The sequence below is a fragment of the Cellulosimicrobium arenosum genome (assembly GCF_014837295.1).
Lineage (GTDB): Bacteria > Actinomycetota > Actinomycetes > Actinomycetales > Cellulomonadaceae > Cellulosimicrobium > Cellulosimicrobium arenosum.
On the sequence record NZ_JACYHB010000002.1, the window covers coordinates 159,650 to 180,670 of the forward strand.

Genomic DNA, 21,021 nt, shown 5'->3' on the forward strand with positions numbered 1-21,021 from the left:
CTGAGCGGAGCGTGAACCCCATCGGTTGGCCTCCCGGAGGACGGCGATGGTGCCGTCCGTCCCTGCAGAAACTACGCCGCTGTCATTCCGATCACCAGCGGTGCGGGCCCGTGTCGCGGAGGTTTAACCCGGCGTTCACGTGCGCCCCCGCAGACGGGTGCCCGACGGCCGGTGGCCCGGGCGGCGCGACGACTCCCGCCGGGCGGCGTAGGTTCGGGAGCATGAGCAGTCCGGACGTCCTCGAGCTCGGCGCGACCGCTCTCGCGCACGTGCTGCGGACGGGAGCGACGTCCCCCACGGAGGTCCTCGACGCGACCCTCGACGCGGCGGCAGGCCGCGGCGCGGCTCTCGGTGCGTTCACCGTGCTCGCTCCCGAGCTCGCCCGCGCGCAGGCGCGCGCCGCGGAGTCGGCTCTCGTCGCGGCGCGACGCGACGGCACCGCCGACGATCCCGGCGCGCTGCCGCCCTTCCTCGGTGTGCCGTGCCCGGTCAAGGACCTCAACGCGGTCGCGGGCGTGCCCCTGCGCGCAGGCTCGGCGGCGATCGACCCGTTCACCCCGCCGGACGACGACGGCGTCGTGACCCTCCTGCGCGCTGCGGGGACCGTGATGGTCGGCAAGACCGCGACCCCGGAGTTCGGCCTGCCCTGCTACACCGAGCCCGACGTCGGCCCCCCGGCCCGCACGCCCTGGGACCCGAGCCGGTCGGCGGGCGGGTCGAGCGGCGGCGCCGCCGCGGCCGTGGCCGCGCGGATCGTGCCCGTCGCGCACGGCAGCGACGGCGGCGGGTCGCTGCGCATCCCGGCGAGCGCGTGCGGGCTCGTCGGGCACAAGCCGTCGCGCGGCCTCGTCAGCCCCGGGCCCCTCGGCGTCGACGGCCCCGGGCTCGCCACCCACGGGGTGCTCACCCGTACGGTGCGGGACACGGCCGCGTTCCTGGACGTCCTCGCCCGGCCCTGGCCGGGCGACACGTTCGTGGCGGGCCGTGGGCCGACGTCGTTCACCGCGGCGTGCACGACGTCGCCGGGGCCGGTGCGCGTCGGGCTGCTCCTGGACCCGGTGATCGACCCGGCCGCACCCGTGCACCCCGCGTGCCTCGACGCGGCCCGGACCGCGGCGACGCTCCTCGCGGCGGCCGGCCACGACGTCGTCCCGGTCGCACCGCCGTTCCCCGCCGAGCGCTGGGCCGCGTTCGCCGCACTGTGGTCCGTGGGGGCGCTGCAAGCACCCGTGACCGACGGACGCGAGGACGACCTCGTCCCGCTCACCCGGTGGCTGCGCGAGCAGGGACGCGCGGTGACCGGTCTCGAGCACGCGACGGCGCTCGCCGCGGTGCAGCAGCTGACGCGCGAGGTCGCCACCGCGTGGGCCGACGTCGACGTCGTCCTGTCCCCGACCCTCGCCCAGCCCCCGGCCCTCGTCGGCTCGCAGCGGCGCGACGACGACCCCGCTGCGGACTTCGCGGCGCAGACGGCCTTCACGCCCTGGACGAGCGTGTGGAACCTGACGGGTCGGCCGGCGATCAGCCTCCCGCTCGGTGAGACGCGCGTGGACGGCCCCTCCGGAGCGGCTACGGTGCCCGTCGGCGTGATGCTCGGCGGCGCCCACGGTGCCGACGCGCTCCTGATCGCCCTCGCGGCACGGCTCGAGGAGTCCTGCCCTGACCAGCCCTGGTTCGACCGCCACCCACCGGAGGTGCCATGACCGCCTACGTCGCCCTGCTCTTCGCCGTCAACGTGGGCGGACGGAAGGTGCCCTCGACCCGGCTCCGGGCCCTCGCGACGCGGCTCGGCCTCGCGGCGCCGCGCACCCTCGTCAACAGCGGCAACCTGGTCGTCGCTCCCGGGACGTCGGGCGCGACGTCGCGCGCGGACGTCGCGCGCCTCGTGCACGACGGCGTGGTCGACGAGTTCGACGTCGACGCGACCGTCGTCGTGCTCACGACCGCGGACCTGGCCCGGATCGTGGCCGACGTCCCCTTCCCGACGTCGGCCCGCGAGGACCCCGCGCACCTGCTCGTGCTCGTGGGCGAACGACCCGTCGACGCCGCAGGAGTCGCCGCCCTGGACCTCTCGAACGCGGGCCGCGAGCGCCTCGCCGTGGCCCACGACGTCTTGTACGCGACCTTCCCGGACGGGATCGGCCGGTCGAGGCTCACCACGACGGCGCTCTCGCGCGCCGCGGGCACGCCCGTCACCGGCCGCAACTGGAACACGGTGACGCGCCTGCTCGAGCTGGCGCGCGAGACCGAGGAGTCCGCGGGCGCCGGGACGGCGACCCCCTAGACTGGACGTCTGGTGTGCCGGGAAGACTGGTCGGCGTCCGTACCCGAGCGCGCCCGGTCGCGCGCCGAACCCCGACCGACAGGAGCCCCGTGAGCCACGAGCCCACCCACTACCCCTACCCGCTCCCCGAGGGCGACGGCATCAAACCGACCGTGAAGCGCGCCCGCAACCGCACCCGGAGCTGGGTCACGCGAGAGACGACCGGCGGTGCGCTCCTCATCGGTGCCGCGGTGATCGCGCTGATCTGGGCGAACTCCCCCTGGCGCGAGGTGTACTTCGACCTCGCGGGGACCGAGGTCGGGCCGGAGGCCCTGCACCTGCACCTCAGCCTCGCGACCTGGGCGGCCGACGGCCTGCTGGCGATCTTCTTCTTCGTCGTCGGTCTCGAGCTCAAGCACGAGTTCGTCGCCGGGAGCCTGCGCAACCCCCGCCAGGCGGGGGTGCCCATGATCGCGGCGGTGGGTGGGATGGCCCTGCCCGCGATCATCTTCGTCGTCGTGCTCAACGTCATGGGCGACAACGCCGCGACGGACGGCTGGGCGATCCCCACCGCGACGGACATCGCGTTCGCGCTCGCGGTCCTGGCCGTGTTCGGCAAGGGGCTCCCGACGGCGGTCCGCACGTTCCTCATGACGCTCGCGGTCGTGGACGACCTGCTCGCCATCATCATCATCGCGATCTTCTACACGGCCGAGATCCACTGGGCGTGGCTCGGGCTGTCCCTCGTCACCGTCGCGGTGTTCACGTACATGGTGCGCCGTCGCCGCACCCGCTGGTGGATCCTGCTGCCGCTCGCGTTCGTCGCGTGGGCCCTCATGCACGCGTCCGGCGTGCACGCCACGATCGCGGGCGTGCTGCTCGGCTTCGCCGTCCCCGCCCTGGCGATGTACGGCGAGGACCTGTCGCGCACGTCGTCGATGGAGCATCTGTGGCGGCCGGTGTCCGCCGGCATCGCGCTGCCGATCTTCGCGTTCTTCGCGGCGGGCGTGTCGATCGTCGACGAGGGCGGTTTCACCGAGCTGATCGTCCAGCCGGTCGCGATCGCGATCATCGCCGGCCTGCTGCTGGGCAAGCTCGTCGGGATCCTCAGTGTCACCTGGCTCCTGGTGCGGTTCACCGGCCTGCGGCTGGCGCAGGGCATCGGGGTCCGCGACCTGCTGCCGGTGGGCTTCCTCGCGGGGATCGGGTTCACGGTGTCGCTGCTCATCGCCGAGCTGTCCTTCCCCGACGCCGAGCACACCGGGGCGGCGAAGCTGGGCATCCTCACGGCGTCCGTCGTCGCGGCGCTCGTCGCTGCGTTCACCCTGCGGTGGGACGCGAAGCAGCAGCGGTCGAAGGACATGAACCGCGACGGCCGGGACGACCTGGTGGACGGCTTCATCGGCGACCCGGAGGACGTCAACCGCTGACGTCTCGCGGGCGGCGCCGAGGTCAGTCCTGCACGACTTCGGTGCCGCTCCCGGTGTCCTCCACGTCGGGGGCCGGGCCGGAGCCGTACTCGACGCGTGCTCCGTTCCCGCTCACCTGGACGCTGTCCGTGCTGCCCACCTCGACGTGCGCGCCGTCGCCGGAGACGAGCACGGTGTCCACGTGGTCCTCGATCTCCACCAGGGTGCCGTTCCCGGAGACCGCGATGCTCTCGAGGTCTCCCTCGTCCACGTCGACGTCGTTGCCGTCGCCGGTGACGAGCACGCTCACGCACTCCCCGGTGAGGTCCACGACGACGTCGTTCCCCGCGATCTCGACGTCCCCGCCCCCGCAGTCGACGCGCGCGTCGCGCACGCCGCTCTCGTCGAAGACCTGCCGGTCGCGGTCGTTGCCCGACGAGTCCGTCACCTTCTGCGTGACCGTCGGCTGCGCGTCCTGGTCGGCGCCGCACGCGGCCGTGGCCAGCAGCAGGAGCGCTCCGGCGGCCACGGCGGTGCTGGTACGGACGGCGGACCCGGGAGGCATGTGCATCCTCCCAGCCTAGGGACGGCGGCCGGCAGGCGCAGCACCGCGGACGGCGGCGAACGTCACCGGTGCCTCGCGGGGTGCCTCACGACGAGGGCGCGCGGGCCTCGAGGAACGCGTACACCTCGGTCTGGTCGACCCCTGGGAAGGCCCCGACGGGCATCGCGGCGAGCATCGACGCGTGCGGACGCGCGCTGGGCCACGCGTGCCCGGCCCAGCGGTCGGCGAGCGCGTCCGGCGGCCGGCGGCAGCACGCCTCGTCGGGGCAGCGAGAGGCGAGCCGCGACGTCGTGTCCCGGCCCAGGAACCAGCGCACGTGCGCGAACGGGACGCCGACGCTCACCGAGAACGGCCCGTCGGCGCCGTCCTGCACCCGGCTCGTGCACCAGTACGTCCCGCTGGGTGTGTCGGTGTACTGGCTGAACGGGCTGAGACGGTCCTCCATCCCGAAGATCGTGCGCGCCGTCCACGAGCGGCACACGTACTGGCCCTCGACCGCACCGAGCGGGTCGGCCGGGAACCGGACGCCGTCGTTCTCGTACGCCTTGTGGATCACCCCGGACTCGTGGACCTTCATGAAGTGCACCGGGATGCCGAGGTGCTTCGTGGCGAGGTTGGTGAAGCGGTGGGCCGCGGTCTCGTACGACACGGCGAACGCGTCGCGCAGGTCCTCGATGGAGATGGCGCGCGCCTCCTTGGCCGCGCGCAGCACCTTCACGGTGTGGCGCTCCGGCAGGAGCAGAGCCGCGGCGAGGTAGTTCGCCTCGACCCGCTGGCGCAGGAACTCGCCGTAGTCCGTGGGCTCGGCATGGCCGAGCACGTGCGGCGCGAGCGCCTGGAGCAGGGCCGACGTCGCGTTGGACCGGCCCCGCATCCGGTCGCTCGGCAGGTACACCCGGCGATGGTGCAGGTCGAGCACCGACCGGGTCGAGTGCGGCAGGTCCGGCACGTAGTGCAGCGTGAAGCCGAGGTGGGCGGCGATCTCGGTCGCGACCCGCTGCGGCAGCGGTCCGCCCGTGTGCCCGACGCCGGACAGCAGCTCGGCCGCGGCGTCCTCCAGCTCGGGGAAGTGGTTGTCCTGCGCGCGCATGGTCGCACGCAGCTCGGCGTTGGCGCGGCGCGCCTCCTCGGGCGTCGCCGCGCGCTGCGCGTGGAGGCGTTCGAGCTCGCGCCGGAGCGCGACGATCGTCTCGAGCGCGTCGGTCGGGAGCGACTTGCCGACACGCACCGGCCGCAGGCCGAGCGCGTCGAGCAGCGGGCCGCGCTGCGCGCGCTCGAGCTCGATCTCGAGGGCGTCGCGCCGCGAGGGCGGCTCCGCGGCCAGGAGGTCGTCGAGGTCCGCGTCGAGCGCCCGCGCGATCGCCTGGAGCTGGGAGAACCGGGGCTCGCGCCGGCCGTTCTCCAGCAGGGAGACCTGCGATGGTGCGCGACCGATCGCGGCGCCGAGGTCGCCCAGGGTCATGTGCTTCGCGGTACGCAGGTGCCGGATCCTGCGACCGATGGTGAGCGCGTCGGGCTCGCTCTCGAGCGGGAGCTGCGCATGTTCCACGGTTCCGGGAGGCCTCGAGGTCGGGATTGCCATGACTGAGAGTGACACACGCCACGATGTGCGTACAGCAGAAGATTGGCGATTCTTTCGCCCGATCGTGCTTGTCGTCCCGCTCGTGGAGGCACGAAGGTCGAGTCACGGACCTCGAACGGGGTCCACGCACCGGCCGCACGGCCCGCGAGCAGCGCGGGCCGGCACAGTCCCAGGAGGCACCCGTGGCACTCGTCAACGAGCCCACCATCGTCAGCCGCCGCTCGCCGTCCGAGTACGGGGGCGCGGGCGCACCCCCCTCGGCCCCCACCCGGCCCGGCGACCAGACCCAGACCGCCGACGAGCTCGCCCGCTCGTGGGGGCAGGACCCGAGGTGGGCCGGCCTGCTCCGCGACCACACCGCCGCGGACGTCGTCGCGCTCCGCGGCTCGGTCCGCGAGGACCGCACCCTGGCCCGCCGGGGCGCGGAACGGTTGTGGACGCTGATCCACTCCGAGGAGTGGGTCGCCGCGCTCGGCGCCATGACCGGCAACCAGGCCGTGCAGCAGGTGCGCGCCGGGCTCAAGGCCGTCTACCTCTCGGGTTGGCAGGTCGCCGCGGACGCGAACCTGTCCGGTCAGACCTACCCCGACCAGTCCCTGTACCCCGCGAACTCGGTCCCCGCCGTCGTACGCCGCATCAACAACGCGCTGCTGCGCGCGGACCAGATCGAGACCGCCGAGTCCGGCCGCACGAGCCGGGAGTGGCTCGCCCCGGTCGTGGCCGACGCCGAGGCCGGGTTCGGCGGGCCGCTCAACGCCTACGAGCTCATGCACTCGATGCTCGAGGCCGGTGCAGCCGGCGTGCACTGGGAGGACCAGCTCGCGTCGGAGAAGAAGTGCGGCCACCTCGGCGGCAAGGTGCTCGTCCCGACGTCGCAGCACGTCCGCACGCTGAACGCCGCGCGCCTCGCGGCCGACGTCGCGGGCGTGCCGGCGGTGATCATCGCGCGGACCGACTCGCTCGCCGCAGACCTCCTCACGTCCGACGTCGACGAGCGCGACCGGCCGTTCCTCACGGGCGAGCGCACGTCCGAGGGGTTCCACCGGGTGCGCCCGGGCGAGGACGCGGTCATCGCTCGCGGGCTCGCCTACGCGCCGTACTCCGACCTCCTCTGGGTCGAGACCGGCACGCCGGACCTCGGCCTCGCCCGCAGGTTCGCGGAGGCGATCCACGCCGAGCACCCGGGCAAGAAGCTCGCGTACAACTGCTCGCCGTCGTTCAACTGGAAGCAGCACCTCGACGACGCGCAGATCGCGACCTTCCAGAAGGAGCTCGCCGCGATGGGCTACGCGTTCCAGTTCATCACGCTGGCCGGCTTCCACGCCGTCTCGCACTCCATGTTCGAGCTCGCGCGCGGCTACGACGAGCGTGGCATGAGCGCCTACGTCGAGCTCCAGGAGGCCGAGCTCGCCTCCGAGGCCGACGGCTACACCGCCACCCGCCACCAGCGCGAGGTCGGTACCGGCTACTTCGACCGGGTCGCCACCGCCCTCAACCCCCACGCCGCCACCCTCGCGCTCGCCGGTTCCACCGAGACCGCCCAGTTCCACTAAGCCTCTCCGCGAGGTAGTACCTCAGTCCCGCGAGGTAGTACCTCAGTCCCGCGAGGTAGTACCTCAGTCCCGACAGCGGTACTACCTCGGCGGACCCCGGTACTACCTCGCGACCACGATCCCTCGGAGACAGCCATGACCACGCTCACCACGTCCACCAGCTCACCCCCGACCTCCCCGAGCGGGACCCGGCCCGACGACGGCCCGCGGGGCGGGCACCCGGCCCGCCGTCCGCCGTCGGGCAGCCTGCGCGTCACGGGCGCGCTCGGCGAGCGGTACCGCGAGATCCTCACGCCCGCGGCGCTCGACTTCCTCACCGCGCTGCACGACCGGTTCGTCGCCCGGCGCCACGAGCTGCTCATGGACCGCCAGCAGGGCCGGCAGGACGTCGCGGACGGGATCGACCCGGACTTCCGCGCGTCGACCCGGCCTGTGCGCGACGACCCGACGTGGCGTGTCGCCGGCTCGACCGGGGCGCCGGGCCTCGAGGACCGCCGCGTCGAGATCACCGGACCGACCGACCCAAAGATGGCGATCAACGCGCTCAACTCCGGGGCCAAGGTGTGGCTCGCGGACGCCGAGGACGCGTCGAGCCCGACGTGGCGCAACGTGATCGAGGGTCAGCTCGCACTGCACGACGCGATCCGCGGGACGCTGGAGCACACGAGCACCGAGGGCAAGCAGTACCGGCTCCGCTCGGCCACGCTCACCGACCTGCCGACGATCGTGTTCCGCCCGCGCGGGTGGCACCTCGTCGAGAAGCACGTGCGGTACGTCGACCGGGCCGGGGTGAGCGTGTCGGCGTCGGCGTCGCTCGTGGACTTCGGGCTGTACGTCTACCACAACGCGCGCGAGCTGGTCGCCCGCGGGCGCGGGCCGTACGTCTACCTGCCCAAGCTCGAGGGGCACCGCGAGGCGCGGCTGTGGAACGAGGTGTTCGAGCTCGCGCAGGAGTGGGTCGGGCTGCCGCACGGGACGATCCGCGCCACGGTGCTCATCGAGACGCTGCCCGCGGCGTTCGAGATGGAGGAGATCCTCCACGAGCTGCGCGACCACTGCGCCGGGCTCAACGCGGGACGCTGGGACTACCTGTTCTCCGTGATCAAGGCGTTCCGGACGCGCGGGGACGCGTACGTGCTGCCCGACCGCGCGCAGGTCACCATGACGGCCCCGTTCATGCGCGCGTACACCGAGCTCCTCGTCGCGACGTGCCACCGGCGCGGCGCGCACGCGATCGGCGGGATGAGCGCGTTCATCCCCGACCGGCGTCGTCCGGACGTCACCGAGCGCGCGCTCGCCCAGGTGCGCGCCGACAAGCGGCGCGAGGCGGACGACGGGTTCGACGGGACGTGGGTCGCGCACCCCGACCTGATCGACGTCGCCCGGGCCGAGCTCGACGCCGTGCTCGGCGAGCTCCCGCACCAGGTCCACCGACTGCGCGAGGACGTGCACGTGGGACGCGACGAGCTGCTCGACATCGGCTCGGCGCGACGCGGCGGCGCGACCGTCACGGCCGCGGGGCTGCGGGCCAACGTGTCGGTGGGCGTGCGGTACCTCGAGTCGTGGCTGCGCGGTGTGGGCGCCGCCGCGATCGACCACCTCATGGAGGACGCAGCGACCGCGGAGATCTCCCGCTCGCAGGTGTGGCAGTGGATCGCCGCCGGCACGCGCACGGAGAACGGCGTGCCGATCACGCGCGAGCGCGTCGAGGCGCTGCTCGCCCAGATCGTCGACGACCTCCCCCGCCCGCCGGGAAACCGCGTGGACGACGCAGCGACGGTGTTCCGCACGGTCGCCCTGGCGGAGACCTTCCCGACGTTCCTCACGATCGGCGCCTACTCGCAGCACCTGGTCGGCTCGGCCGTGGACCAGCGGTAGCGAGACCCCCCTGTTCGGCGTGCAGCGGTCGCGTCGGCGTCAGCGCAGGGCAGAGACGAACGTTCTTCGCTCGGCCGCGAACCATGCCTCGCTCTCCCGGATGCGGTCGCCGACGCCGTCGTCCCACATCCGCTGCCAGCCGCCGCCCCGCGCCGTCGCCGCGTGCCGCATCGCGTACCAGCTGCGCGCGAACCGCTGTGCGAGCACCTCGAGCAGCGCGAGCCGCTCGGACCGGTCCAGCCCGTACGCCTCGGCCAGGATCCGCGCCCGACGCGCGGCGTCGACGTCTCGCATCAGCTCCGGCCGCGACTCGGGCGGCGAGACGGGCGCCCAGTAGCGCAGCGTCGTGGCGACGTCGAGCAGGCGCGTCGTGGGCGCCGCGAGGTCGAAGTCGATCACCGCGGCCAGACGGCGCGGTCGGGGGTCGTCGGCGGGGACGTCCGGGTCGCCGTCGGCCGGGACGAACAGCGCGTTCTCGATCGTGACGTCGTTGTGGCCGACGACGTCCGGCACGTCGAATACCTCCGGGACCTCGGGGAACTGGACGCGCTCGGGCCACGCGACGCCGTCGGGCAGGACGACGTCGCGCGAGACGTCGTGCAGCGCGCGCTGCCACTCGCCGAGCTGGACCAGGACGTCCACGTCGAGCGCCCACGCGTGCGGCGGCCGACCGCCCATCTCCCCCGGCACGAACGTCACGACCTCGCGTCCGGCGTCGTCGATGCCCAGGAACCGCGGCGCGCGGTCGAACCCCGCCCGCTCGAGGTGCACCAGGTAGGACTCGACCGCCGGGCTGTGGGGTCCGCGGGGCCGCCGCACGGTGGACCCGCGCCGCACGACGCCGTCGGAGACGTCACCGCCCGGCAAGGGAGTCTCGACCTCGTCCGCGCCGCCGTCCGACCATCGCACACCACTCATACCGGACATCGTCGCACCACCTCGGGCCGGCTGACCAGGCCGGGCCTCCAGGCCGGGTCGGGGCGGTCGTCACCGTGTGCCCACGGGGCGTTCGTGGAAGAGTCGACGCACCCTACCTCGGAGGTGACATGACGAGCTTTCGCCCGCTGCGTGCGACCCGCCGGTGGTGGCGCGGCGTGCGACCCGCCCACGGGACGTTCCGGCGGTCCGCGAGCACCGGCGTCCCCGGAGCGATCGGCGGGGTGCCGGACGGGATGGCGGCAGCCACCCTCGTCGGCGTGAACCCGATCCATGGGCTGTACGCGACCGCGGTGGGCCGGATCGCGGGCGGGCTGACCGTCGACTCCCAGCGCATGATCGTCACGACGACGAGCGCCGCCGCGCTCGCCGCGGGGTCCGCGGTCGTCGGCGTGGCGCCCGACGACCGGGTCGCGGCGATCATCCTCGTGACCCTGCTCGCGGGCGTCGCCATGGTGCTCGCCGGCGTGGCCAGGCTCGGGCGGCTCACGGGCTTCGTCTCGCACTCCGTGATGACCGGTTTCCTCACGGGCGTCTCCGTCAACATCATCCTCGGCCAGCTCGCGCCCCTGACCGGGGCCGACCCCGACGCGCCGCTCGCCGTCGGCAGGGCCTGGGAGGTCGTCACATCCCCCGGGACCTGGAACGTCCCCACGCTGCTGGTCGGCGGGGTGGCCGCCGTGCTGCTCGTCGGGCTGTCGCGCACCGCCCTCGCGCCGTACGCGGCCGTCGTCGCGCTGCTGGTCACCGGGCTCGGCGTATGGCTGGCGGGTCTCGGCTCCGTCGAGCTCGTGAGCGACTCCGGGGAGATTCCCGTCGGGCTTCCCGCACCCGCGCTCCCCCAGCTCGCGCTCCTGTCCACGGACGTGGTGGTCGGCGCCCTCGCCGTCGCGGCGATCGTGCTCGTGCAGGGCGCCGGTGTCGCCGAGTCCGCGCCCAACCCCGGCGGTCGGCGCGCCGACCCCGACAAGAACTTCGTCGGGCAAGGCGTGGCGAACATCGCCGTCGGCATCTTCCGCGGCATCCCGGTCGGGGGGTCCGTCGGCCAGACGGCGATCTCGACGGCCGCCGGGGCGAAGGACCGTTGGACGGGGATCCTCTCGGGCATGTGGGTGCTCGTCGTGCTCGTCGCGCTCTCCGGGCCCGTCGGGGCGGTGCCGTCCGCGACGCTCGCCGCCATCCTCCTCGTCGCCTCCGTCGGCTCGATCCGTGTGTCGGCCATGGCGACGGCCGTCCGCACCGGGGGCCAGTCGCAGATCGCCATGGCCACGACGTTCCTCGCGACGCTGCTGCTGCCCGTCGCCGCCGCCGTCGGCATCGGTGCCGCGCTGTCGATCCTCCTGCAGGCGAACCGCGAGTCGCAGGACCTGCGGATCGTGCGGCTCACCCGGCTCGACGACGGCCACGTGCGCGAGGCCGCCGCACCACGCAGCCTGCCGGACGACGACGTGACCGTCCTCGACGTCTACGGCAGCCTCTTCTACGCCGGGGCGAGGTCGCTCGAGGCCGCCCTCCCCGATCCCTCCAGGTCGCGCAACGCGGCCGTCGTGCTGCGCCTGCGCGGGCGCGTGAGCCTCGGCGCGACCGCGTTCACCGTGCTCGCGAGCTACGCCGACCGGCTCGGCGACCGCGGCGGACGCCTCTTCGTCAGCGGGGTCGACCCGTCGCTCGCCGCCAAGTTCGCGAGCGTCATCGACCTGCGCGAGCACGAGCGGATCGCCGTCTACCCGGCGAAGGCAGTGATCGGGGAGTCCACCGAGCAGGCGCGCCGGCACGCCGAGGCGTGGCTGCTGCACGGCGTCGAGACGCAGCAGATCCCGATCGTGCGCGCGCCCGGGCCGCTCAGGCGCCTGTGGTCACGTGCCGAGGGACTGTTCCACCGGGGATCCTCTCACCACGACCAGTCGCGGCCGCCCGCGATACCCCCGTCGTCGACAGACACCGAAGCCGACGACGACCGCGAGTGAGCTGCGCCGGATGCGACGTCACGCCGCGTAGCGCGGCGCCATCGACTCCATCTGCTGCAGGACGAGGACGATCGCCTCGGGCTGCTTGTCCGGCGGGTACCCGTGCCTGATGAGCAGCCGCTTGATCGACGACCGCAGCTTGGCCCGCACGTCGTCGCGCACCGTCCAGTCGGTCTTCATGTCGCGGCGCACGACGGCGACCAGGTCGCGCGCGATCTGCGCGAGCACCCCGTCGCCCAGCACCTCGACCGCGGAGTCGTTGGTCGCCACGGCGTCGTAGAACGCGAGCTCGTCGCGGCTGATCGGCGGATCGAACCGTTCGCCGCGCGTCGCCTCCTCGGCGACCTCGCGCGCCAGCTCGACGAGCTCCGCGATCACCTCCGCAGACGTGAGGTTGGAGTTCACGTACTTGGTCATGACGGCCTGGAGCCGTTCGGAGAACATCTGCTGTCGTGCGAGGTTGCCCTGGGTGAGTCGCCGGGACTCCTGGGTCACGAGCGCGCGCAGCGCCTCGATCGCGAGCTGCGGGTTCGGCGCGCCCTGGGCCTTGGCGAGGAACTCGTCGTCGAGCTGGTCCAGGCGCGGGTGCGGCAGGCCGGCGGCGGCGTAGACGTCGAGCACCTCGCCGGACGTGACCGCCGTCGCCATGAGCTGGTTGAGGAGGCGCTGCACATCATCGGGCACGGGCTCGCCGCTCGCCTGCCGCGCCTCGGCGTCGAGCTTGCCGACGCTGACGCGCACGTCCTCGTAGAAGCGCGCCTCGTCCGCGACGTCGGCGAGCTCGTCCGTGCGTCCGGCGATCGCCCAGGCCCTGGACAGTGCAGCGGCCCGACGGCGGAACTCCCCCTCCCGCGTCTCGTCGCCCTCGTCGGTGGGCCGGTTCCCGGGGGTGTGCGGGCTCCGCAGCCAGTCGGCGGTCGCCCAGAGGGTGTCGAGGTAGGCGCGACCCGACCCGGCACGCTGCGCGGCGGCGAGGCGCTCGCGCCAGCGCGACGGTTCCAGGAGCGAGCGCAGTTGCTCGACGAGCTCGCGCGCGACGTCGGCCGCGTCCTCGACCGTGCGGCCCACCGGCCGCGCGCCCTGGTCGCGCGCCGTGTACTCCGCGAGCGCGGCGCGCAGGTTCTCCGCGATGGGCGCGGACGCGACGAGCAGGCCGGCGTTCTTGCCGCGGAAGGTGCGGTTGACGCGCGCGAGGGTCTGCATGAGCAGCGCGCCGCGCATGGGTCGGTCGAGGTACAGAGTGTGCAGGGGCGGCGAGTCGTAGCCCGTGAGCATCATGTCCTTGACGATCACGACCTCGAGCTCGTCGTCGGGGTCCTTGAGCCGCTGCTTCACGACGGCGTTCTCGGAGTCCCGGCGCACGTGGTCCGCGACCGGGGGCTGGTCCGCAGGCGTGCCCGAGTAGACGACCTTGATGCGCCCGGCGTACAGGTCGTCCGCGTGCCAGTCGGGGCGCAGGGCGACGATCTCGTCGTACAGGCGGGCGCAGATGTCGCGAGTCGCACCGACGATCAGCGCCTTGCCGGGAGCCGGCTCCGCGGCGCTGGGCTTGCGGGACGTGCTGCGTACGAGCTCTCCCATCGCCTCGCGGCGGGCCTCCCAGTGCGCGACGACGTCCGTCGCGAGCTCGCGCAGCCGGGCCGGCGCGCCGTAGACGGCGTTGACGACTGCGACGGTCTTCTCGATGCGCGCGCGCTCGGCGTCGTCGAGCCCGACGGTCACCTCGTCGGCGGCGGCGTCGAGCGCCTCGGCGTCGAGGTCTTCGGCGAACGCGACCTTGACCAGTCGTGACTCGAAGTAGACGGGGACGGTGGCGCCGTCTTCGACGGCCCGCGTGAGGTCGTAGGTGTCGATGACGGACCCGAACACCTGCTCGGTGTTGCGGTCCGCGGTCGAGATCGGCGTGCCGGTGAAGGCGATGAGGGTTGCGTTGGGCAGCGCGTTCTTCAGGTGCCACGCGTACCCGTCGAGGTCGTCGTAGTGCGACCGGTGGGCCTCGTCGACGACGAGGATCACGTTGCGACGCTCGGACAGCACGGGGTGCTTGGCGCCCCGTCCCTTCTCCTCCGCCGTGAGGCCGAACTTCTGCAGCGTCGTGAAGTAGATGCCGCCCGTGGTGCGGGCCGCGAGCTCGTCGCGCAGCTCCGCGCGGCGCTTGATCTGCCGCGGCTCCTCGGTGAGGAGCTGCGACCGCGCGAACGTCCCGTAGAGTTGCCCGTCGAGCTCCGTACGGTCGGTGACCACGACGATCGTGGGGTTGAGGAGCTTGGGGTGGCGCGCGACGTGCGCCGCGTACAGCTCCATCTCCATGGACTTGCCCGACCCCTGCGTGTGCCACACCACCCCCGCGCGCCCGTCGGTCTCGACGGCCTGGACGGTCGCCCCGACAGCCTTCGTCACCGCGAAGTACTGGTGCGGCTTGGCGACGCGCTTGGCCAGCCCGTCCTCGCCCTCGTCGAACGCGACGAAGCCGCGCAGGAGCTGCACGAACCGCTGCGGGTTGAACAACCCGTCCAGTGACACCTCCAGCGGTGTCGCGGCCGTGACCTCGCCCTCGGTGACGTCGTCGGTAATACCTAGCGCGGTGCCGGCCACCCCGCCGGCCGCGCCCGACGGACCGACGGTGCGGCCGTCGTCGTCCACGTTCCAGGGCGCGTAGTGGTTGAGCGGTGTGAACGGCGTCCCGTACTTCGCGACGATCCCGTCGCTGACGAGCGTGAGCACGCAGAACCGGAAGACCATCGGCAGCTCGCGCACGTACGTGGTGAGCTGCGCGTGCGCGGCGGCGACATCCGCGCGCGCGGATCCGGCGTTCTTCAGCTCCATCACGACGACGGGCATGCCGTTGAGGTAGAGCACGATGTCGAACCGGCGCTCCACGTCCCCCTGCACCACGCGCACCTGGTTGACCGCGAGCCACTCGTTCTCGTCCTCGCGCGCCGAGACCAGGCGGATGCTGGGCGTCTGCTGGCGTCCGTCCTCGGTGTAGGTGATGCGGTAGCCGTCGACGAGGACGTCGTGGATGCGCTTGTTCTCCGTGATGGCGTCCTGCGACGTGGGCCGCAGGACCTCGACGAGCGCCTGCTCCAGGTAGTCGCGCGGCACGTCCGGGTTGAGGCGCCGCAGCGCGGCGCGCATCCGGGACGGGATCGTGAGCTCGGCCCACGACTCGCGCTGCGGCAGCGGCTCGCCGCTCGGGGAGTACCCCGGATGCCCGACGGCGGTGGCCACCCCCGGCGCGATCGCGCGGCCCTCGAGGGGGAGCCACCCGATCTCGGCCAGGTGGTCGAGGGCCAGGTGCTCCCAGTCGGACTCGGTGCTGCGCATGGTTCCTCCGTGGCGACTGCGCCGGTCATCGGCTGGTCGTGAGCCTAGTTGGTGGTCAGGTTCGTGATCAGCGTGCGCGATCGCCCGACGCCGAGCCATCCGCGCGCCGATATCCCGGGTTGTCGCGCGCCAAGTTCATCAACCCGTCCGGCGATGCGCGCGGTCGGCGAACCGTTCCATCGCCTCGATGACCTCGACCGCCTGCCAGACTCGGTCGCGCGCCCCGCGACCGATCTGGTCGAGCACCCCGTCCTCGACCAGCCGGTCGATCGCCGACTGGGCGTTCGCCATCGTGACACCGAGAAGCTCCGCCGCGAGGCGCGAGTCGATCACGGGTCTCTCGACGAGAGCGTCCGCAAGCCGCCAGGCGGAGGCACCTCTCCGCGCGCGGACGCTCGTCGCCCACCGCTCGCGGGCCGCCGAGACGTCGTCCATGAGGAGGCGAGCTCCCTGCAACGCCGGGAAGACCGCCTCGCACACGCGCACGACGATCGGTACCGGATCGCCGGTCCGGTAGGCGGTGAGGGCGGCGAAGTACCTGTCCGTCTCCGCGAGCAGACCAGCTGAGATGGGCACGACGACGTGCCGGGTCAGAGCCGCATGGCGGAGCTGAGCATGCATCAGTGCGCGCCCGGTCCGGCCGTTGCCGTCCGGAAACGGGTGGATGTTCTCGAACTGTGCGTGCGCGACGGCCACCTGGGCCAGAGCGGGTAGGTCATCGCGCGCGACAAAGCGCATCAGGTCTTCCATGGCGTCGGGTACCAGTGCGGACCGCGGCGCGACGTAGTCTGCACCGTGCGGGCTTCGGGCGGAACCCCCGATCCACACAGCCGAGTCACGCCACTGCCCGGCCGCATCCGGCATGTGGTCCCTCATCAGCACACGATGCATCGCCAGGATGGCGTCGGTATCCAACCGGTCGGCGACGTCGAGCGCACGCGTCATGGCCCCGACATTGGCCACGATCTCGTCCGCGTTGGCTCGCCCACGGCGACCGAGCTCCGCCAACGCTATGGCTTTGGGAGACGACGTCAGGTTCTCGATCTGGGAGGAGCTCGCCGCCTCTGTCCGCAGCAGGAGCGACGCGAACGACATCAGCGAGCCCAACGACTCCCCGTCGAGGCGAGCGATCTCCGCGCTCGCCTCGGCGACCAGAGCCGTCGTCGCCCCGTCGAGGCGGAGCTCGGCGTCGGCGATCCGCGCGGGAAGGGCTGCCTCGTAGGGCCCTCGTCGGTGGCTGCGACCGGTACGTGGGCCGTACTCGGCGTCCGACGACTCCCACGCGAGAGCCTCGGTCCCGAAGGCGGGCCACGTCGGATCCGATGCCATGAGACGACGTTAGCATTGGAAGTGGAGAGATTCGATGTTATGGGCCTCCTCGGCCGCCATTTACCCCGCCGCTCGACTCGAACAAGCGTTCGAACCGGTGTGGGTAGGTGGTGGTTGGGTAGTCGCATGACGACGACAACCGAGGTGGCGACGGGCGGGGCGCCCGTGCCCCGGGTTGCCACGCGCGCGGCGGCTGTGCGCGCGCCGCACGTCGTCGTGACGCCGCCGGTCGGGAGTCTGGAGGCATTGGCGGTCGCGGTCGACGAGGTTGTGGGTCTGCAGCGGAAGATCGATGCGCTGACCGCCGCGCGGACCGTCGCCGTCGAAGGGGCCCGGCTCGCAGGGCTGGCGGTGCATCGCGGTCTGGTCGACGACGAGGCGGCCCGGCTCGCGGACGCGTCACCCACGCGACGCGTCGAGCTCGCACACAGGGCGGTGGTCGCGGAGCTCGCCTGCGCGTTGCGCGTACGCGAGTCCGTCGCGGACGGTCTGCTGCGAGATGCGGAGGTGCTGTGCCACCGGGCGGGGTCGGTGCTGGACGGACTCTCGCGGGGCGAGTTCTCCTACGCGCACGCGAGCATCGTGGCCCGCGCAGTGGCCGACCTGGACCCGCAGGCCGCGGTCGACGTCGTCGCCGCGTGCGTGGGCCGGGCGGGCTCGACGACGGTGGGTGCGTTCCGGCGCCTGGTGCGCCGGGCACGCGAGCAGGTCCACCCCGAGCCCCTCGGCCAGCGGCACGAGAAGGCGGTGGCGAAGCGCGGGGTGTGGGTCGACCAGGGCGAGGACGGCATGGCATGGCTGAGCGCGCTGCTGCCCGCGACGTCCGCACACGCGATCTGCGACCGCCTCACCACCAGCGCACGCGACGCCCGTCACCGTGGGGACGCCCGGACCGTGGCGCAGCTGCGCGCCGACGTCCTGGTCGACCTCGCCCTCGCCACACCTGACGGCCGTGCCGGTGATGACGGGGCGGGTGGGCTCTGCGAGGTGGCGTCCCTGGCGGACGTGGCGCGCCGCGTGACCCCGCGGGTGCACGTCACGGTCCCGGTGCTGACGCTGCTCGGTGGGGACGACGCGGCGCACCTGGACGGACACGGGCCGATCGACCCGGACACCGCGCGTCGCCTGACGGCGAGCGCGCCGTCGCTGCGCAGGATCCTGACCCACCCCGAGACCGGCGCCGTGCTGTCGGTCGGGCGCGAGTCGTACGCGGTCCCGGCGGACCTGCGCGCGTGGCTGACCGTGCGGGACGAGACGTGCCGGTTCCCCGGGTGCACGGTCCCGGCGCGACGGTGCGACGTCGACCACACGGACTCCTGGGCTGACGGCGGCGCCACGGGCACCGACAATCTGGCGCACCTGTGCCGCAAGCACCACGTCCTCAAGCACCAGACCGCTTGGGGCGTCGAGCACCTACCCGACGGCGTCCTGTCCTGGACCTCTCCGACCGGCGTCGTCTACCTGACGCAGCCCGGCACCCGGCCCGCACCGGACCACGACCTCGGGCCACCCGAACCCCCACCACCCGACTGGATCGACCCGGCGGAGATCTACGGACTCGTCTCCGTGACGAGACGGTCGAGGGTCTGACGCGAATTCACCCGCGACCTGGCTCCGCGGGTTCGCTCGCGCTGCCAGGATGTCCGGACGAGGGTGGGTCCTGCCTGCCCGGCAGCACGGAGAAGGGGACCGGCGTGGGTCTATGGGACTGGTTGCGTGGCCGAGGGCGAGAGATCGATCCGACACCAACACGGTCGGCGGAACGGGGGATGCCGGCGTTCGCCGTGCTCGACGTCGAGACGACGGGCCTCGCTCCGCGCCGGGACCGTGTTCTCGAGATCGCCGTGGTCCGCGTCGACGCATCCGGCGCGGTCGTCGACGAGTGGGCGACGCGACTGAATCCCGAGGGTCCCGTCGGCGCGACGCACATCCACGGGATCACCGACGACGACGTGGCCGCTGCGCCGCTGTTCCGTGACGTGGCGCCGCTGGTGATCGAGCGGATCGGCGGGGTCGCGCTCGCGGCGCACAACGCGCGGTTCGACCTCGCATTCCTCCAGGCCGAGCTCACACGGGCAGGGTGGGACGTGCCAGCGCTGCACGGCGCGTGCACGCTCGACTACAGCTGGCAGCACCTGCCGGACCTCGACCGGCGCCGCTTGGCCGACTGCTGCGCGGCCGCGGGTGTCACGCTCGAGAACGCGCACTCGGCGCTCGGTGATGCGCGCGCGACGGCGGGCCTGCTGCGCTGCTATCTCGAGGCTGACCGGAACACGACCGGCGGGGACACCCTGCGTTCGCTGACCGCGGTCGCGCGTTCTGTCACGTGGCCAACCAGCCCGTCCCGTGCACCGGCGCCCCTCCGCCCTGGGGCGTCGGGCGGGACGGATGCGGCCCGGCGCACGTCTCCCCCGCGTCGGCAGGGACCACCGCTCGTCCACCAGCTCACGGCGCTCACGCTCGCGGAGGTGCTCGACGAGGGCGCTCCGGAGGGTTCCGGCTCCTACCTCGAGCTGCTCGCCGAGGTGCTGGAGGACGGCGTGCTGACCGACGCCGAGGCCACCGCCCTGCGCGAGGTCGTGGAGCTCTACGGCCTGACGTCGGACCACGTCGCCGCAGCGCACCGGGCGTTCGTCACGGCGCTCGCGCACCGCGCGCTCGACGACGGCCACGTCTCTCGCGCCGAGCGGCAGGAGCTCCACGACCTGGCTTCGGTGCTCGGCCTCCCACGCGAGGTCGTCCCGCGGCTGATCGAGCACGCCGACGCCGCCCGCGCCGCGCGCCTGAGCGCCGGACTGCATCCCTTGCCTGACAGCTGGTCACTCGGTGAGCCGTTGCGCGTCGGCGACAAGGTCGCCTTCACGGGCAGCGACGGCCCACTGCGCGACCGGCTCGAGAAGCGCGCGGAGGAGCTCGGCGTGCGCGTGGGCAGCAACGTCTCGCGACAGACGGCGATGCTCGTCTCGGACGGATCGTTCATCGGGACGAAGGCGGAGCGAGCGCGTGAGCTCGGCACACGCGTCGTCGCGCCGACCGACTTCGACACGCTCCTGCGCCATCTCCAGCCCGCGGCCAGGGCAGCCCATGCCGCCAGGCCGACGACGACGACGCCGACGCACTCGTCTGCCTCGGCCCGCGCGCGCACCTCACAGGAGGTCTCGCCGGCGCAGATTCGCGCCTGGGCGCGGGAGAACGGGCACACCGTGAACGACAGAGGCCGACTCCCGCTGGACGTCGTCCATGCGTACCACGCAGCGGCTGGCTCGAGGCCGGATGACGACGCCCGCCGGGTGCCGTGACCGTGAGTTCAGGCTGACGAGCTCCCCAGGTGACCGAGCGTTAAACCGGCAGGTGAGCAGCGCGGCCGCCCTCGTCGCCACGCGGGGCGAGGCATAAACCCTCGGGGCGCTCCGCGATCGTCAGGAGGACACCCCTCAGATGCGCTTGAGCAACTCAGCCTTCTTCGCGGCGAACTCTTCGTCCGTGACGATGCCCGCGCTGTGGAGCGAGGCGAGCTTCGTGATCTGCTCGACTACGTCGGGCTGAGGTGCGATCTCGGCGGACGCTGCTGGCCTACCTCGTTGGACGACCGAGGCGGCGAGATCCAGCACCTTTTCCGTCATACCGGGCTGGGCCGAGACGGGCACTGAGGACTCGGGCGACACAGCACCCTCGGTGACGATCTTCTGTCCCTTGAGGAGCATCGAGAAGATCATGAACTGCTTCTCAGGCAGCTCGATGATCGACTGCTTGCCGTCGATCCATTCGACACGAACAGTGTGTCCGGACTTCATGGCGGCTCCGAAGCCGGCCCCGACAGCCTTGCCGATCATCCCCGGCGCTGCAGCCTTCGCGGCGGCCTGGCCCATGATGCTGGCAACGCCCTCCTTTGTGGGTATGTCTTCCCACTCACGGACCGTCTCCGCGTCGACCTTGTACCGCTTGAAAGGATTGAGCGGGTGCTTGATCCGGAGCCCGCCCTTACTGAACTGGTCCGAAAAGATGCTGCCGTTCGCCAGGTGACCGCCAACGACGCGTCCCTGGTTCGTCAGCTCGTTCATGAGCGCCATGCGGGAACGATAGCGCAGGCAAGGCCACTGATTCGCCGCTACGAGGGTGAAGATGAGGCCATCGTTCCGATCGCCTCGACCACGCTGGCCAGGAGCGAGGCAGCGAGAGTTGAAGCACACCACATCGGACGGGATCCTCACG

At 72.8% G+C, this 21,021-nt stretch carries 14 protein-coding genes; 8 read left to right on the forward strand and 6 right to left on the reverse strand.

The window, feature by feature from the left end:
- Positions 1-221 precede the first annotated feature (221 nt).
- The 3 genes from IF651_RS03665 to nhaA all read left to right on the forward strand — a co-directional run bounded on the left by IF651_RS03665 (position 222) and on the right by nhaA (position 3,693).
- Positions 222-1,703, forward strand: coding sequence for an amidase (locus IF651_RS03665; protein ID WP_191827725.1), 1,482 nt, complete (start codon positions 222-224; stop codon positions 1,701-1,703).
- A complete protein-coding gene (locus IF651_RS03670; protein ID WP_191827726.1) occupies positions 1,700-2,284 on the forward strand; it encodes a DUF1697 domain-containing protein in 585 nt (194 codons plus the stop codon). Before IF651_RS03665 ends, IF651_RS03670 begins: the two co-directional genes overlap by 4 nt.
- 89 nt (positions 2,285-2,373) lie before the next feature.
- A complete protein-coding gene (nhaA, locus tag IF651_RS03675) occupies positions 2,374-3,693 on the forward strand; it encodes a Na+/H+ antiporter NhaA (RefSeq protein ID WP_338403755.1) in 1,320 nt (439 codons plus the stop codon).
- A gap of 22 nt (positions 3,694-3,715) precedes the next feature.
- Here nhaA and IF651_RS03680 read toward each other — a convergent pair whose 3' ends face one another.
- Both IF651_RS03680 and IF651_RS03685 read right to left on the reverse strand, forming a co-directional pair.
- Positions 3,716-4,243, reverse strand: a complete 528-nt coding sequence (locus IF651_RS03680; protein ID WP_191827727.1) for a DUF3060 domain-containing protein — start codon at positions 4,241-4,243, stop codon at positions 3,716-3,718.
- A gap of 79 nt (positions 4,244-4,322) precedes the next feature.
- Positions 4,323-5,819 carry an XRE family transcriptional regulator gene (locus tag IF651_RS03685; protein ID WP_191827728.1) on the reverse strand — a complete coding sequence of 499 codons (1,497 nt, stop codon included), beginning with the start codon at positions 5,817-5,819 and terminating at the stop codon, positions 4,323-4,325.
- Between the two features lie 206 nt (positions 5,820-6,025).
- On the opposite strand from IF651_RS03685, the gene aceA reads away from it, so the two are divergent.
- Both aceA and aceB read left to right on the forward strand, forming a co-directional pair.
- Positions 6,026-7,372, forward strand: coding sequence for an isocitrate lyase (gene aceA, locus IF651_RS03690; protein ID WP_191827912.1), 1,347 nt, complete (start codon positions 6,026-6,028; stop codon positions 7,370-7,372).
- A gap of 135 nt (positions 7,373-7,507) precedes the next feature.
- Positions 7,508-9,250: a malate synthase A gene (gene aceB, locus IF651_RS03695; protein WP_191827729.1), complete on the forward strand. Its 1,743-nt coding sequence runs from the start codon at positions 7,508-7,510 to the stop codon at positions 9,248-9,250.
- Between the two features lie 39 nt (positions 9,251-9,289).
- Here aceB and IF651_RS03700 read toward each other — a convergent pair whose 3' ends face one another.
- Entirely contained in the window at positions 9,290-10,168 is an 879-nt protein-coding gene (locus IF651_RS03700; RefSeq protein WP_191827730.1) for an aminoglycoside phosphotransferase/kinase family protein, read from the reverse strand.
- 128 nt (positions 10,169-10,296) lie between these two features.
- Between IF651_RS03700 and IF651_RS03705 the strand changes: the two genes are divergently transcribed.
- Positions 10,297-12,153, forward strand: coding sequence for a SulP family inorganic anion transporter (locus tag IF651_RS03705; RefSeq protein WP_191827731.1), 1,857 nt, complete (start codon positions 10,297-10,299; stop codon positions 12,151-12,153).
- Between the two features lie 18 nt (positions 12,154-12,171).
- On the opposite strand, the gene IF651_RS03710 is transcribed toward IF651_RS03705, so the two are convergent.
- Both IF651_RS03710 and IF651_RS03715 read right to left on the reverse strand, forming a co-directional pair.
- On the reverse strand, positions 12,172-15,480 hold the full coding sequence (locus IF651_RS03710) for a type I restriction endonuclease subunit R (RefSeq protein ID WP_191827732.1): 3,309 nt from the start codon (positions 15,478-15,480) through the stop codon (positions 12,172-12,174).
- 138 nt (positions 15,481-15,618) lie between these two features.
- Positions 15,619-16,809, reverse strand: a complete 1,191-nt coding sequence (locus IF651_RS03715; RefSeq protein ID WP_191827733.1) for a Fic family protein — start codon at positions 16,807-16,809, stop codon at positions 15,619-15,621.
- A gap of 126 nt (positions 16,810-16,935) precedes the next feature.
- Here IF651_RS03715 and IF651_RS03720 point away from each other — a divergent pair, with 126 nt between their 5' ends.
- Both IF651_RS03720 and IF651_RS03725 read left to right on the forward strand, forming a co-directional pair.
- Entirely contained in the window at positions 16,936-18,399 is a 1,464-nt protein-coding gene (locus IF651_RS03720; protein ID WP_191827734.1) for an HNH endonuclease signature motif containing protein, read from the forward strand.
- A 179-nt stretch (positions 18,400-18,578) separates the two neighbouring features.
- Positions 18,579-20,108, forward strand: a complete 1,530-nt coding sequence (locus tag IF651_RS03725) for an exonuclease domain-containing protein (RefSeq protein ID WP_191827735.1) — start codon at positions 18,579-18,581, stop codon at positions 20,106-20,108.
- Positions 20,109-20,243: 135 nt separating this feature from the next.
- Here the strand turns inward: IF651_RS03725 and IF651_RS03730 are convergent, their stop codons facing one another.
- Positions 20,244-20,879 carry an SHOCT domain-containing protein gene (locus tag IF651_RS03730; RefSeq protein ID WP_206715110.1) on the reverse strand — a complete coding sequence of 212 codons (636 nt, stop codon included), beginning with the start codon at positions 20,877-20,879 and terminating at the stop codon, positions 20,244-20,246.
- Positions 20,880-21,021: the final 142 nt, after the last annotated feature.